Below are 14315 nucleotides of genomic sequence, written 5' to 3'. Positions count from 1 at the left end.
AATTATGCGTGAACTCCCCTAGCGGGGTCGCAATCCGTCCAGCATGAGGGTGACGACGCCGTCCGCTTCGGCGCGCCAGCCGGGGCGGTCGTGGGCCGCGCCGATGCCGTGCAGTGCCATCAGGACGGTGCCGGCGCCGACGTCGTCGCGGATCGCTCCGGCCTTCGCCGCCGCGGAGACCAGGTCGGTGACCGCCTCCTCCAGCGCCCGGCTGCCCTCGGCGAGCGCGTCCGATCTCGTGGCCATGAGCGTGGCCAGCGTTTGGGCGAGGCCTTGGTGGGCGTCGAGGTAGTCGATCATGCCGCGCAGGAAGGCGGCCAGCGCTTCTTCGGCGGGCAGGGTGGCCAGCGCTTCGCGGGCGCGGTCGCACAGGGTGGCGACTTCCCCGTGGTAGACCGCCTCGGCGAGCGCTTCGCGGGTGGGGAAATGGCGGTACAGCGTGCCGGTGCCCACGCCGGCCAGGCTGGCGAAATCGTCGAAGCGCAGGTCGAAGAATTCGCCGGCGGCGAAGAGTTCCCGGGCCTTGCCGACCAGGGCGTCGCGGTTGCGCCGGGCGTCGGCGCGCAGGGGTTTGGCGTCGGTCATGCGGGGCCTCTCGTTGACAACTGGAGATTGTCTCCATATTTTGGCAAGTGGAGACAATCTCCAGTTCTAGGGTATCCCACTGAGGTGCGGCATGAGAATCCTGATGTTCGGCCGCGGCACGATCGCCGCGATGTACGGCTGGGCCTTCGCCCGGGCCGGGCACGAGGTCGAGTTCTACGTCCGCCCGGGCCGCGCGGCCGCGTACGGGGATTCGATCAGCTTCGATCTCCGTGACCTGCGGAAGCGGGGACGGCGGGTGGTCGAGGACTGGCCGGTGCGCTATCGCGAGGAACTGGAGCCGGACCACGGCTTCGACCTGATCGTGCTGAGCGTGCAGCATTACCGGCTCGAGGAGGCAGCGGCGTTCCTGGCGCCTCGGGTCGGCGACGCCACGGTGCTGGTCTTCGGCAACATCTGGTCCGAACCGCTGGCCGCGATCGGGGCTCTTCCGGTCGGCCAGGTCGCGTGGGGCTTCCCGCAAGGAGGCGGCGGCTTCGGCGAGGACGGGGTGCTGCGCGGGATGCTGATGCCGCTCGCGGTGTTCGGCACGCTCGGCGAGCCCCCGGGCGAACGCGCCCAGGCGGTCCGCCGGGTCTTTCGCGACGCCGGGTTCCGGGTCCGGGAACGACCGGACTTCCGGGGCTGGCTGTGGGTCCATTTCGCTTCGGACGCGGGGTTGCACTCGCAAGGCGTGCGGGTGGGATCGTTGAGTTTGCTGGCCGGAGCCCGGCATGACTTGCGGGAGGGATTGCTGGCGGGGCGGGAGCTTCTGCCGCTCCTCGAAGCCCGCGGCGTCGACTTGCGGCGACATCGGGGTGCGGTGCTGCCGTTCCGAGCGCCGACCTGGCTGACGGTCCCGGTGCTTTCCTGGCTGCTGACCCATTCCGCGGCCGCGCGGACCAGTTTCGCGGCGCATTCCGACCCGGACGCCCGCGAACCGCGGGAGGTCTGCCGGGACACGTTGACGGAGGCCCGGCGGCTGGGCGTGCGGGTGCCTCGGTTGGAGGCGGCGGAGCGGTATTTTGCGCTGGAGGGGAGGGAGTGAGGCGGGTTGCCGCGTTGGTGCGCCGTTGCGGGTGGTTGCGGGTTGTCTGGCGGGCCTTCGCAGACGGCTACGGATGGCGCACCGGTGCGCTTCCGCAGATGGCAATAGATTGCAGCGCTGGAGCGCCTCAGCGGGCGACCGCAGATCGCCGAGCTAGCGCGCCTCTCGCCGGTGACTGCGGATCGCCGCGCCAGCACGCCTCCGAAGGCGGCCGCGATAGCGCACCCTCGCAGACGGCCGCAGACCGCCGCGCCAGCGCGACCTCGCCGGTGACCGCGGATCGCCTGATGTGGCAGGGAATGCTGTCGCCCGGCAGGACCGGGCACCGGCTGCCGATGCAAGGTTGCCGCATCGGCACCGGCCGTCCTCGTCCTGGCGCGGTCGGGTTCTGGGCGGCCAGTGCCCGATCCGCAGCCCGGCACCAGTCGCTTGCCCACTCCCCTTGCGGGGCAAGAGATCCGTGGCCCTCCCGCCCGGTCCGCATCGCCGCCGTCCGGCCGAGCCAGCGCAGCGCTCGCCGCAGTCCGGTTCCGCGGCCTTCGCGCGGGTTCTTCTTGGCAGGCAAGCGAACCCAGGCTCAGACCACCCCGGCGGCGATCAGCTGGTCCCAGATCACCCCCTGGTCGACGACCTCGACGCCCAGTTTCTCCGCCTTCGTGAGTTTGCTCGCGCCGACGTCGGCTCCGGTGATCAGGAGGTCCGTGCTTGCCGACACCGAGGAGGCGGTGGTCGCGCCCGCTGTTTCGCACAGGCGCTGGAAGGTGGGGCGCGGCACCTTCTCGCCGGAGCGCGGGTCGCTGATCGCGCCGGTGACCACGACCGTCTTGCCCTCCAGCGGGGCGCCTGCGACGACCGCGGGCGGGAGGTCTTCCTCCAGGACGTCCAGGGACACCCCGCGTTCGCGCAGGCGTTCCAGTTCCGGGCGCAGCCGGGTGAGGTGTTCGACCAGCGAGGCGGCCACCTTCGGGCCGATGTCCTCCACCGCGACGAGACCGTCCTCGCCCGCGTCCAGCACCGCTTCCAGCGAAGCGAAACCGGCCCGGCACAGGCGGGCGGCGGTGCCTTCCGACGCCATCGGGATCGCGAGCCCGATCAGCGCGCGGCGCAGGCCTACCTGGCGGCTCGCGTCGATCGACTCGATCATCCGCGTCGCGGAGACCTCGCCGATGCGGTCGAATTCCAGGAGGCGTTCCTTGGTCAGCCGGTAGAAGTCCGACGGGTGTTCCAGGATTCCGGCCTCGGCCAGCCGTTCGATCCACACGCCGCCGATCGCGTCGATGTCCGCGGCCGCGCGGGACGCCCAGTGGATCAGCCGGCGCACGGTCTGGGCCGGGCAGGAAACGTTGGTGCAGAACAGTTCCCGGCTGTTGCCCTGTTCGGTGAGCGGCTGTTCGCACGACGGGCACACCGACGGCGGCACGATCTCCCGCTCCGCCCCGGTGCGTTTCGACTCGTCCAGCACCCCGGCGACGAACGGGATCACGTCGCCCGCCCGGCGCACCAGGACCGTGTCGCCGATCTTGATGCCGCGGGCGCGGATGACCTCCTGGTTGGCCAGCGTCGCGCGGGTGACCGTGGTGCCGCCCACGAACACCGGCTCCAGCCACGCGACCGGCGCGATCTTGCCGGTCTTGCCGACGTCCCAGACCACATCGGACAGCAGGGTCGTCTTCTCCTCGGCGGCGAACTTGTACGCCAGCGCCCCGCGCGGCGAACTCGACCGGGTGCCCGCGGCGGCGTACGCACCGCGGTCGGCCAGCCGCAGGACGGCGCCGTCGATGTCGTAGTCCAGGTCGTTGCGCTGCTGTTCGATGGTGGTGATCACCTCCTGCGCGGTCTCCGCGTCCTCGCAGCGGCGCATGTCCGCCGCGGTGAACCCGAGCGCCAGCAGGCCGCTGCCGAGGTCGGTTTCCGCGCTGCCGGGCTCGGTGTCCAGGTCGAAGGCGAAAAACCGCAGCCGTCGCTCGGCGACCGCGGCCGGGTCTTTCGCGCGCAGTGTGCCCGCCGCCGCGTTGCGCGGGTTGATCAGCGGTTTGTCCGGGTGCGCGGTGTTGTAGGCGGCGAACGTCGAGCGCAGCATCACCGCCTCGCCGCGCACCTCGACCCGCCCCGGCGCGCCGACCTGGTGCGGGATCCCGTCCGCGAGCGCGCGCACCAGCATCGTCACGTCGTCCCCGGTGGTGCCGTCGCCTCGGGTGACCGCCCTGGCCAGGCGGCCGTCCTCGTACACCAGCGCCAGCGACAGCCCGTCGAGCTTCGGCATCACCACCACCGGCTGGCCGGGGAACCGCGCGAAGAACGCCTCGACCTGCTCGGGCCGCGTCGCCTTCTCCAGCGACAGCATCGGCCGCGAATGCCGGATCGGCGCGTGCAGCACCGCCGGCCCGCCCACCTGGTCCAGCGGGTTCGGGTCGGGAGCCAGCTCCGGGTTCTCCTCGACCAGCCGGCGCAGCTCGTCCTCGATCGCGTCGTACTCCGCGTCCGCCACCGTCGGCGAGCCCCGGTAGTACGCGTCGCGCAGCGCCACGACCTGATCGGCGAGTTCCTGAATGCGTTCCCGAACGTCCACGGACCGGAACGCTACCTTCCCGCACCGACAAAACCGGGGTGCGACGCAAACCGGGGCGATCAGGACGGCGGCGACCACCCGGCTGACACCGCTCCGAAAGACAAGACTGTTCTTTCGCTAGCTCCCCGCGCACCCTCCAGGGGTGCCAGCGGAAAAGGACGTCGAGCGCGAGCTTGTCCTCGAGCAGGAGTACGTGACCGCCCTGTACGACCGGCTCGACGCGATGCGGGAGGAGGCCGCGAGGGGGCGCGAAAGTCCCGATCGGGAGGCGGCGGCGCTCTGGCGGGCGGAAGCGGCCCGGCTGGAAAGCGTCGAGGACGGGCTGTGCTTCGGGCGGCTCGACCTGCGCGACGGGAGCCGGCGGTACATCGGCCGGTTGGGGTTGTTCCAGGACGGCCAGGACGGCACTGACGAGCCGTTGCTGCTCGATTGGCGGGCTCCGGCGGCGCAGCCGTTCTACACCGCGACGATGGCGGAAGCGCACGGAGTCCGGCGGCGGCGACGGATCGCCACCCGGGGCCGGAGGGTGCTCGCGCTGGACGACGAGCTGCTTGATCCGGATGCCGCCGACACGGGGGCTCTGGTCGGCGAAGCCGCGTTGATGGCGGCGCTGACCGCGGACCGGACCGGGCGGATGGGAGACATCGTCACCACGCTGCAGGCCGAGCAGGACCGGATCGTCCGCGACGGGTACGCGGGGGTGCTGGTGGTGCAGGGCGGCCCGGGGACCGGCAAGACGGCGGTGGCGCTTCATCGGCTGGCGTATCTGCTGTACACGCGGCCGCAGTTGCGCACGCGAGGGGTGCTGGTGATCGGGCCCAGCGACGTCTTCCTCGACTACATCGGGCAGGTGCTGCCCGGGCTGGGCGAACGGGCCGTGGTGACCGGGACGATCGCCCGGCTGCGGCCGGACGTCGAGGTCAGCCGGGAGGATCCGGCCGAGGTCGCGGAGGCGAAGGGGCAGGCGGAGGCGGCTGGCCGGATCGCGGACGCGGTGTGGGCGCGGCCGCGCGGCGAGGCGGTCGAGGCGGAGTTCGAGCAGCAGACCCTGCGGCTGGAACCGGACGAGTGCCGGGAAGCGGTGGAATGGGCTTCTGGCAAGGGATTGCCCTACCGCCAGGCACGGTTGGCCTTTCAGCACCGGATGGTGGACCTGTTCGCGCGGCGGCTGGCCGATCGGCTGGAGAGCGTGGTGTTCACCGAGAGCGGTGAGGCCCTCGACGGCGGCAGTGCGGACGGGCGGCTCAGCGCGGCCGATCTGCGGGCGCTGGCCGCGGCGGGGGTGGTGCTCGGACCGGATCAGGAGGACGGGCCTCGGCGGCTGCTGGACGAGGACGACGTCGCTGAACTGCGCAAGGCGTTGCTGGCCGACGCGGCGGTATGCGCGGTGCTGGACGAGGTGTGGCCTTCGCTGACTGCGGAGGACGTGGTGGCCGAGGTGTTCGGCAACCCGGGCCGGAGCTGGAGTGCGGCGGACATTCCGTTGCTCGACGAGGCGGCCGCGGTGCTCGGCGAGACCACGCCGACGTTCGGGCATGTGGTGGTCGACGAGGCACAGGAACTGTCCGCGATGGCGTGGCGGATGGTGCTGCGGCGCTGTCCGGCCAAGTCGATGACAGTCGTCGGCGATCTCGCGCAGACCAGCGATCCGGCGGGGGCCACGACGTGGGATTCGGTGCTGGGGCCGCACGTGGCGGACCGCTGGCGGCTGGCCGAGCTGACGGTCAACTACCGGACTCCGGCCGAGATCATGGCGGCGGCCGGCGAGGTGTTCGCCGCGCAGCATCCGGATCTCCGGCCGCCCCAGTCGGTGCGGTCGGCGGGCGAAACACCTTGGCGGCGGCAAACCACGCGCGCGGAGCTGGTGCGGGTGGTGGTCGGGCTTGCCAAGGGACACAGTGGACAGTTGGCGATTGTCGCTCCGGAAGGGTATCTCGCGTCTTTGCGTGACGCGTTGGGGCTGGCGACGACGGCGATCATCGACCCGGTCGTGGTGCTGACGCCCGTGCGGGCCAAGGGGCTGGAGTTCGATTCGGTGCTGATCGTGGATCCGGCCGCGATTCTCCGCGCTCCCCTGGGCCGCAACGACCTCTACGTCGCGATGACGCGCGCGACCCGGCGGCTGGGAATTGTCCATTGTGGACCGGCACCGGCCGAGATCCGCGCGGTCAGGACGTTTCGAGTTCCTTGAGCGCGCGAGCGAGCCGCTTGATCAACGACCGACCGTCCTCGACCTGCAGCCGCGCGAACTCGTAGCCGAGGACACCCTCCCCGGTAACGCCGATCTCGCCCCGGAGCGCCTGCGCCACCCCGGAATGCAATGCGGGTTCCGACACCCAGGCCAGCCGCTCAAGCGGCCACGAATGCAGCAGTTTCCCCGGCGCGGCCCGGACGACACCGCCGACCGTGAACAGCACGACGCGGTGCGAGGTCAGCGAAAAGACGAGCCGGGCGCGGTCAGGACGTTTCGAGTTCCTCGAGCGCACGAGCGAGCCGCTTGATCAACGACCGTCCGTCCTCGACCTGCAGCCGAGCGAACTCGTAGCCGAGGACACCCTCCCCGGTGACACCGATCTCGCCCCGAAGCGCCTGCGCCACCCCGGAAATCAGTGTCGGCTCCGACACCCAAGCGAGCTGATCGAGAGGCCACGAATGCAGCAGCTTCCCCGGCGCGGCCCGCACGACACCGCCAACGGTGAACAGCACGACGCGGTGCGAGGTCAGCGAAAAGACGAACCGGCCGGACGTGGCGATCGACACTTGCGGGGCCTGGCCGCGGCGCGCGGCCAGGGCCATTCCGGCCGCGCCCGCGAGACCGGCGATGCCCGCCGCGCCGCCGATCATCGTCTTGCGCACGCCTCCGGTGCGAAACGCGATCAGCGCGTCCAGCACGCGCTCGTCCGGCACGAGGTCTCCGGCGAGGCGGGCCTCGACCTTTTCCCGCAGCGTCACGATCCGCCGCCCTTTCTCACTCCGTCACGATTCCCGGAGGCTATGCGGACCGGGCCGCGGCGGGTGACGGGATTTTCGCCGACGGCGGCGGGTCCGGACAAACCGAACCCGCCGCCGGACAAGAACCTCCTGTTCTACCGGGGTGCGGCGAACGGGGCCAGCGGGTTCCAGAGCCCGTTGCAGTGGTGCTGGCGCGGGATCTCGGTGGTGAGCTGGCTGTCCCCCGCCGCGTTGAGCGACATGACGACCGGGTTGCTCTCGGTGTACGGCTCCCAGAGCGGAGTGCCGTCCACGGTGGGGTTGCCGGTCCGGGCGAACCCGGTCCACTGCGCCACCAGCTGGTCGGACAGCACCTTCTGGTTGGGGGTGAGTTCGACCCCGGGCGGCGGGGTCAGCAGCATCCCCTCGGCGACGTGGTAGGCGCCGTTCGGTTTGGTGCGGTCGAGGAAGAACGCCGGCGGGACGTCGGTGTCGTCCATCTCGTAGGCGAACACCGGGATGTGCCGCGACAGCCGCTCGTCGTTCAGCAGCGCGGGGCAGACCGAGTTGGAGTCGGCCACGATGGTGCGGAAGGCCAGGAAGGGAGCCGGTTTCGGGAAGCGCTTCAGCGGATAGACCTGGCTGACCTCCTTGGCGTGCTCGCCGTACTGCTGCGCCACCAGCTTCCGGTAGTCCTCCGGGGTCGAGGCGGCCGGCAGCTGGACCTCGTCGCGGGCCACGCCGTGCATCAGCGTCACCCGGTTGACCCGCCCCTTGGCGAACGCCTCCCCCGGCGACATCGTCAGCGTGGTGCCGTTGACGATCGGCGCGATCGTGCCGCTGTCCGGCTTCATCCCGTTGCCCGCCTGTTTCAGCAGGGCCGCCACCGGGGCCTTGCGCAAGCAGGCTCCCGCGTTGTCCTGGCAGCCCAGCGCTTTGGCGAACCGCGCCCCGGCCTGCTGCGCCTGTTCCTCGTCCGGCAGATCCGCTTTGCAGTCCTGCGGCTGCCACTGGACGTCCTTGCCCAGCAACGAGTTGTACTCGCCGTTCTGGCTGATGCCGCGCTGGAACAACCCGGCCGCGGTCGGCGACACGACGTGGTCGCACACGCTCGAACCGCCCGCGGACGCGCCGTAGATCGTGACGTTGTGCGGATCGCCGCCGAACTTCGCGATGTTGCGCTGCACCCACCGCAGCGCGGCCTGCTGGTCCTGCAGCCCGTAGTCGCCCGCGTGCGCGCCGAACGCCTGATGGGCGAGGAACCCGAAAATCCCGAGCCGGTAGTTGACCTCGACGCTGATCACGCGGCCCTCGGTCACCAGGCGGCTCGCGTTCTGCGCCTGCAGGATCAGGAATCCGCCGCCGTGCAACTGCACCATCACCGGCAGCTTCCCGTGCCCGGGGTTGGCCGGCACGCGGACGTTCAGGTTCAGGCAGTCCTCGGTCTCCGAGCCGGGGCCGAGGCCGGCCAGCTGGGGACACGCGTTGCCGGGCGCGGTCGCGGCGAACGGCTCGGTCCACTTGGCCGGCCGTTTCGGCGACGCCCAGCGCAGGTCGCCGACCGGCGGCGCGCCGAAGCGGATTCCCTCCCACGACCGGACGTCCGGTCCCGCGATGCCGCACACCGGGCCGTCGTCGGTCGCGACCGTAGTGCCCGGCGAGCACGCCGGCGGCGCGGCCCCGGCCCGGTCGCTCGCCAGCGACGCCGAACCGGCCAGCGACGTCGCCACCAGCGCGACCGCCGCCAGCGCGACGGCTGCCTTCCCGTCAAGTCTCATCCGTCCTCCTTCGCTTCCGCCTCGCCGGGACGGCCGGAGGGGAAGACGCGGGACATCCACGCGTCGAACAGGCGGCCTTCCGGCATGGACTCGACCTCGCTACGGGAACGCCCGCTGATCGCTCGTTCCCGCCTCCTTCCAGTCTGGCCGCCGCCGGAAAAGGCACAACCTCCGTTCGGTCGCGCGGAAACTGTCAAATTCCCGGGCAGAATGGTCTTTGTCGGGGATCGGCCGAATACGACTATTCCGTCTCGGCGCCGGGGACGGAATAACGCCGGAAATGCACGGGTGTCCGATTCGGGCCCCATGTCCTCCCGGTCGGGTCCTCCGGCCCTGCCCGCCGGACCGGGCCGTACCTACCGTGGTCGGCACCTCGAAGAAAAGAACCGGCGAACCGAGGTGTCCCGTGCGCGCTCGAACCGAATGGCGACTGGTCTGCGGCTGCGTTTTCCTGCTCGGCACGCTCAGCCCGGGACTGCCCGTCCGGCTGTTCGCGCTGGTCGCGACCCTCGCCGCCGCCGCGGTCGCGGTGTGCGCGGTCCGCCCGGGGAGCCGGCTGCGGAGAAGATTGCTCACCGCGGCCGCCGCCGGAATGCTCGGCATGCTTCTCGGCTGGCTTGTCCGCGCCGGCGGGCTCGTGGCGTCCGCCGCCGGTCTTTTGGTTGTTCTGTTGCTGTGCAGCTGGGCGATCCGGTACGCCAAGGTGCGAAAACAGCCGCGGGCAATTCCGAAGCCGCGCGAATACGTTCCCGTGCTCCCCCGGTACGACCTGATCCGGGCACGGCGAATCGGCTCTCCGCCCAGCCGGCCGCGTTATCCGGACGACCGCGGAAAGCGCGCGAGCTGAACCGTCAGCAGGGTTGCCCGCCCGGCAGGCGGCGCAGCGGATGCGGGGAGGCGGCGTTCCACGCCAGCGCCGCGTCGACCTGGGCCTCCGACAGCCGGGCCTGGCGGGCGAGTTCGGCCAGCGGCGCCTGCCCCGCCGACCGGCTGGCCTGGCACAGCAGGCCGAACCACCACTGCGCGTCGACCCAGTCGCGGCGGGCCCGCTCCACGAGCTGGGCCATGTGCTCGTCGCCGCAGGCGTAGACGAGCCGCTGGCCGTGCCGGGCGAAATCGTGCGGATCGACGCGCGAGGAATCGGGAACGAGCGCGGTCTGCAGTTTCCCGGGCGGGATCTGCTCGCCGCACCGCTCGCACGATTTCCGCCGGCGGGTGCGGAAAGCTGCTTCGGGGGACGATAGCGACATCAGACACTCCGGACTGTCTGTACGGGTTCCATGTCGCAGATGTCAGAAGCCAGGGGCTGGGGCCGCGCGGCATCTGCATGTTCCCAGGACGGAGCCCTTTCGGGATTCCGGCCCGGGAAACCCACAGTAACCGCGGCCGTGTGGCCTTGCCAAGACGTCCGTTAGGGCTGCCGCGCCCCGTCCCGGTGCACGGAGCGGGGCCGTTACGGTGATTCCGGGTGGATTCCCGCGCACCGCGGGGTGACGCTTCGCTCAGGCCTCGCCGCCCTCGCCGAGAATCCGCTCCGGCCGGAGTTCGCTGCGCGCCACCGCTTCGGCCACCTCGCTGAGCCGCGCGTTGTGCGCGCGGCTGTAGGCACGCAGCCGGTCGAACGCCACCTCCATCTCCAGCCCGCCCGCGTGCGCCAGCACGCCCTTCGCCTGTTCGATCACGACCCGGCTGTTCAGCGCGTGCTGCAGCTGCTCGGTCAGCAGCTCGCCCTTCCGGATGGCGCGCTCCTGCAGGATGCCGATCGTGGCGATGTCGGCCAGCGCGCGGACCACGTTCACCGCGGACCCGGTCACCGGGTCCGGCCCGCGGCCGAACAGGTTCAGCGTGCCGATCACCTGCCTGCGCAACCGCATCGGCACCGCGTGCACGGAACGGAACCCCGTCGCCATCGCCTCCCGCGTGAACTGCGGCCACCGGGCCTGCTCAGCGGGGATGTCCCCGACGCGCACCGGCTCTCCGCGGCGGTAGGCGTCCAGGCACGGCCCCTCCTCGGTCTGCAGCTGCAGCAGTTCCAGCATCCGGCTGCTCTCGTCCGACGAAGCGGCCACGTCCAGCCCGCCGCGCTGGTCCGCGAGCAGCAGCCCGGCGGCCGAGGCCCCGAGCAGCGTGACGCAGTACCTCGCGAGCCGGTGCAGCATGTCCGCCACGTCGTATTCGTCCACCAGCGTGTCGGCCATGTCCACGAACGCGCGCAACAGCTCGTTCTCGCTGGACGACGTGACCGCGCCGGCGAATCCGTCGCTCATCGGTCTCTCTCCCTCCCACTGGCGGGGTTTCCGCGTGCTGCCCGCGGGAACCCGGCGGTCCGACAGCTTGTCATGCTTCGATCTCCCGCGGATGCAGCCGCCGGGCGACGAGGTCCCGCGCCACCTCGTCCAGCAGCCTTCCCCGGGAATACGCGTACGCCCGCAGCCGGGCAAGCGCCTGTTCCGCGGGAATCTCGAACTCCGCGATCACGATCCCGGTGGCCTGGTGCACCACGGCGCTGTCCTTGGCCAGCACGCCGACTGTCCCGCCGTCGGTTTCCCCCGCGAGGCTCGCGGTAACCACGGCCAGCAACGCGCTGGTGACGAGGTCAGCTCCGCGCAGGACCGTCGCCAGTTCCTCGTCCGAGAGCCACCCCGCGGCCCGCCGGTAGGTGTCCATCGAGCCGAGCGTGGCGGCCCCGCGCCGCAGCGGAAACGCGAATATTCCGCCGATCCCGGCCATTCCGGCCTCGGTGGCGAACACCGGCCACGCCGCGGGAAGGTGCTGGGACAGGCTCGGCACCAGCACCGGGCGTCCGGTCTCGAACGCCTCGAAAGACGGGCCCTCGCCCAGGCTGAACTGCACCGCGTCCAGGTGCTCGACGACCGGATCGCTGGCCAGCACGAGCGTGCGGTCCCTTCCGTCGGCCATCAGCGAGACGGCCGCCCCGTCGACCGGCAGCAGGTCCACGACCGCCCGGCACACCCCGGCGAGCGGGACGCCGGCGTCCCGGCCTTCACGCAGCGCCGCCAGCAGTTCCGAGAGCAGGGGCGACACCGCATCGGCGAAGTCTCCGACTCCCGTCACTGCCTGTTTCACCGCCTTCCCAGATCCGGAACCAGCCGAGTTCCGCAGCAGCGTCGGACGGCTTTCCCAGCCTACCCCGGGGCGGCTTCCCGCCGAAGCTGCCGCGCCGGTGCCGGAGCCGTCCGCAAGGGATGGTCCACAGTGGACTCACGGCGGCCGGAAGCGGGCTCTTCGCTTGTGGTGCGGACGCCCGTGCGGGCGGGTCCCGGCAACGCGGACGCCCGCCGGGCCCGCGCGCCGGAAGGAGTCTGAGGCGCGCAGAGGACTTCCGGCCCTTTCCCTCCCCGGCCGGGCCTGCGACGGTGAACCCGGAACGGAGCTGACATGACCGAGACCCCAGAACAGTGGACGCTCGCGATCGCGTTCGACCGGACCGCGCACTACACCCGCGCCCAAGCGGTGCTGCGGACCGCCGACGGGGACGAGTTCTCCGGCGTCGGCCTCGCGCACAGCGCGGCCGAGGGACGCGGGCTGACCCACGTGGCCGGCTATCTCGCCGCCGGGCGCGCCCTGTGCGACCTCTCCCAGGAACTGCTGGAGGCGGTCGTCGTCGACGTCGACGCCGAGCTGAACCAGCTCAGCGCAGCGGTGCCGACCACTCGAGCCGGAGGCCGCCGCCCGGACCCGCTCCGAGCGTGAACTCCCCGCCCGCCGATTCCGCCCGCTCGCGCAGATTGCCCAGCCCGCTCGGCGAAACGTCCGGCGGCAGCCCCGATCCGTCGTCGATCACCGAGATCCGCACCGTCTCGTCGCGGACCGACACCGAAACCGACAGCGTCGCCGCGCCCGCGTGCCGGACCGCGTTGCTGACCGCTTCGCGCACGACCGCTTCCACGTGTTCGGCCAGCTGCGCGGGCACCGCGTCGAGCGGACCGGCCATGCTGACCGTCGGGTGCAGCGGCGCGTCGTCGGTGAGTTCCGCGATCGCGTCGTGCAGCCGGTGCCGCAGCCGGACCCCGCCCGCCGCGCCGCCGTGCAGGTCGAAGATCGCGGTGCGGATCTCGCGCACGATCTCGTGCATCTGGTCGATGCTTTCCTGCAGCCGCCGCTGCAGCTCCGGGGTTTTCGTGCGGCGCTGCGTGCTCTGCATCGACAGGCCCACCGCGAACAGCCGCTGGATCACGTGATCGTGCAGATCCCGCGCGATCCGGTCCCGATCGGACAGCACGTCCCGCTCGCGGGCCGCCCGCTGCTGCGCCGCCAGCTGCAGCGCCAGCGCCGCCTGGTCCGCGAACGAAGCCAGCACCGGCAGCTGCGCCGTCTCGAACGGAGCCGACCCCGCATCCCGCACCGCGATCAGCACGCCCGACGTGTGGTCGCCCGCCCGCAGCGGCACCACCAGCGCCGGCCCGCGGCCGCGGTCGTGCAGCAGCTGCAATTCGGCGATCCGGCGCGGAGTCCGGTCCCGGTAGACCGCACCCGGCACCGTCCCCTCGACCGGCAGCCGCAGCCCGGTCAGGTCGCCGGCGTCGCCGCCCGCGCACACCGTGACCGTCAGCTCGCCCGGTTCGCTGTCCCACTCCTCGTCCACGTCCAGCCGTCCCGTGCCCGGCAGCGCGAGCAACGTGACGTCCGAGCCGGTCAGCTCCAGCGCACGGCTCGCGATCAGCTCCAGCGCGTCGACCGGGTCCGTGCCGCCCAGCAGCTCCGTAGTCACCTCGCTGGTCGCGCCGAGCCACCGCTGCCGCAGCCGGGTCTGCTCGTAGAGGTGCGCGTTCTCGATCGCGATCCCCGCCGCAGCGGCCAGCGCCTGCACGACCACCTCGTCGTCGTCGGTGAACTCCGCCCCGTCCTTCTTCTCGGTGAGGTAGAGATTGCCGAACACCTCGTCGCGGACCCGCACCGGCACGCCGAGGAACGAATGCATCGGCGGATGGTTCGCCGGGAACCCGACCGACGCCGGATGCGCCGAGATCTCGGTCAGCCGCAACGGTTTCGCGTCGTCGATCACGAGCCCGAGCAGCCCGTGCCCCTCGGGGAGGTGCCCGATCCGATCCCGGGTCTCCGCGTCGATGCCCAGGTACACGAACTCGGCCAGCGCGCCGTCGTCGCCGAGCACGCCCAGCGCGCCGTAGTGCGCCTCGCCCAGTTCCACCGCCGCCTGCACGATCCGGCGGAGCGTTGCGTCCAGTTCCAGGCCCGACGCGACCGCGAGCACCGCCTCGAGCAGGCCGTCCATCTTGTCCCGGGTGCCGATCAGCAGCTCGATCCGCTCCTGCAGATCGCGCAGCGTCTCCCGCAGCCGCAGCTGCGACAGCGTCCCGGACAGCTTCCGGCCGCCCTCTCCGGTTTCCGGCATCAGACCCGCTTTCGCCCCTCGGCGTTCTCAGAC

The 14315-nt window shown here is 71.6% G+C and carries 13 protein-coding genes; 4 read left to right on the top strand and 9 right to left on the bottom strand.

Annotated features, from left to right (window positions below):
• Positions 1-18: 18 nt before the first annotated feature.
• Positions 19-585, bottom strand: coding sequence for a TetR/AcrR family transcriptional regulator (locus RPX00_RS32240; RefSeq protein ID WP_406631012.1), 567 nt, complete (start codon positions 583-585; stop codon positions 19-21).
• A gap of 91 nt (positions 586-676) precedes the next feature.
• Here RPX00_RS32240 and RPX00_RS32235 point away from each other — a divergent pair, with 91 nt between their 5' ends.
• Positions 677-1630, top strand: coding sequence for a ketopantoate reductase family protein (locus tag RPX00_RS32235; RefSeq protein WP_406631010.1), 954 nt, complete (start codon positions 677-679; stop codon positions 1628-1630).
• Between the two features lie 577 nt (positions 1631-2207).
• Here RPX00_RS32235 and ligA read toward each other — a convergent pair.
• Complete coding sequence (gene ligA / locus RPX00_RS32230; RefSeq protein ID WP_406631008.1) at positions 2208-4199, bottom strand: NAD-dependent DNA ligase LigA; 1992 nt, start codon at positions 4197-4199, stop codon at positions 2208-2210.
• Between the two features lie 142 nt (positions 4200-4341).
• Here ligA and RPX00_RS32225 point away from each other — a divergent pair, with 142 nt between their 5' ends.
• Positions 4342-6390: a HelD family protein gene (locus RPX00_RS32225; protein WP_406631006.1), complete on the top strand. Its 2049-nt coding sequence runs from the start codon at positions 4342-4344 to the stop codon at positions 6388-6390.
• Here the strand turns inward: RPX00_RS32225 and RPX00_RS32220 are convergent.
• From RPX00_RS32220 to RPX00_RS32210, 3 genes are all read right to left on the bottom strand, one after another.
• The gene (locus RPX00_RS32220; RefSeq protein WP_406631004.1) at positions 6368-6685 is read right to left on the bottom strand and encodes a hypothetical protein; all 318 of its coding nucleotides are present in this window, start codon (positions 6683-6685) and stop codon (positions 6368-6370) included. The two genes, RPX00_RS32225 and RPX00_RS32220, sit on opposite strands and share 23 nt — an antisense overlap.
• Positions 6657-7151, bottom strand: coding sequence for a hypothetical protein (locus RPX00_RS32215; protein WP_406631002.1), 495 nt, complete (start codon positions 7149-7151; stop codon positions 6657-6659). The genes RPX00_RS32220 and RPX00_RS32215 overlap by 29 nt, the downstream gene beginning before the upstream one ends.
• A 134-nt stretch (positions 7152-7285) precedes the next feature.
• The gene (locus tag RPX00_RS32210; RefSeq protein WP_406631000.1) at positions 7286-8908 is read right to left on the bottom strand and encodes a carboxylesterase/lipase family protein; all 1623 of its coding nucleotides are present in this window, start codon (positions 8906-8908) and stop codon (positions 7286-7288) included.
• A 406-nt stretch (positions 8909-9314) separates the two neighbouring features.
• On the opposite strand from RPX00_RS32210, the gene RPX00_RS32205 reads away from it, so the two are divergent.
• Positions 9315-9755, top strand: a complete 441-nt coding sequence (locus RPX00_RS32205) for a hypothetical protein (protein ID WP_406630998.1) — start codon at positions 9315-9317, stop codon at positions 9753-9755.
• A gap of 4 nt (positions 9756-9759) precedes the next feature.
• Here the strand turns inward: RPX00_RS32205 and RPX00_RS32200 are convergent, their stop codons facing one another.
• The 3 genes from RPX00_RS32200 to RPX00_RS32190 form a co-directional block, all read right to left on the bottom strand.
• Positions 9760-10158 carry a hypothetical protein gene (locus RPX00_RS32200; protein WP_406630996.1) on the bottom strand — a complete coding sequence of 133 codons (399 nt, stop codon included), beginning with the start codon at positions 10156-10158 and terminating at the stop codon, positions 9760-9762.
• A gap of 252 nt (positions 10159-10410) precedes the next feature.
• Positions 10411-11175 (bottom strand): GAF and ANTAR domain-containing protein, encoded by a 765-nt coding sequence (locus tag RPX00_RS32195; protein WP_406630995.1) that lies wholly within the window; start codon positions 11173-11175, stop codon positions 10411-10413.
• 70 nt (positions 11176-11245) lie between these two features.
• Positions 11246-11983 (bottom strand): GAF and ANTAR domain-containing protein, encoded by a 738-nt coding sequence (locus RPX00_RS32190; protein WP_406630993.1) that lies wholly within the window; start codon positions 11981-11983, stop codon positions 11246-11248.
• Positions 11984-12307: 324 nt separating this feature from the next.
• Between RPX00_RS32190 and RPX00_RS32185 the strand changes: the two genes are divergently transcribed.
• Positions 12308-12622: a dsRBD fold-containing protein gene (locus RPX00_RS32185; RefSeq protein WP_406630991.1), complete on the top strand. Its 315-nt coding sequence runs from the start codon at positions 12308-12310 to the stop codon at positions 12620-12622.
• Here RPX00_RS32185 and RPX00_RS32180 read toward each other — a convergent pair.
• Positions 12561-14282, bottom strand: coding sequence for a GAF domain-containing protein (locus RPX00_RS32180; RefSeq protein WP_406630989.1), 1722 nt, complete (start codon positions 14280-14282; stop codon positions 12561-12563). The genes RPX00_RS32185 and RPX00_RS32180 overlap by 62 nt on opposite strands.
• Positions 14283-14315: the final 33 nt, after the last annotated feature.

This window comes from Amycolatopsis sp. WGS_07, from assembly GCF_045278895.1.
Taxonomy (GTDB): Bacteria; Actinomycetota; Actinomycetes; order Mycobacteriales; family Pseudonocardiaceae; genus Amycolatopsis.
Note: the sequence above shows the minus strand (reverse complement) of the source record. Positions and strands in the feature narration are given on the sequence as shown.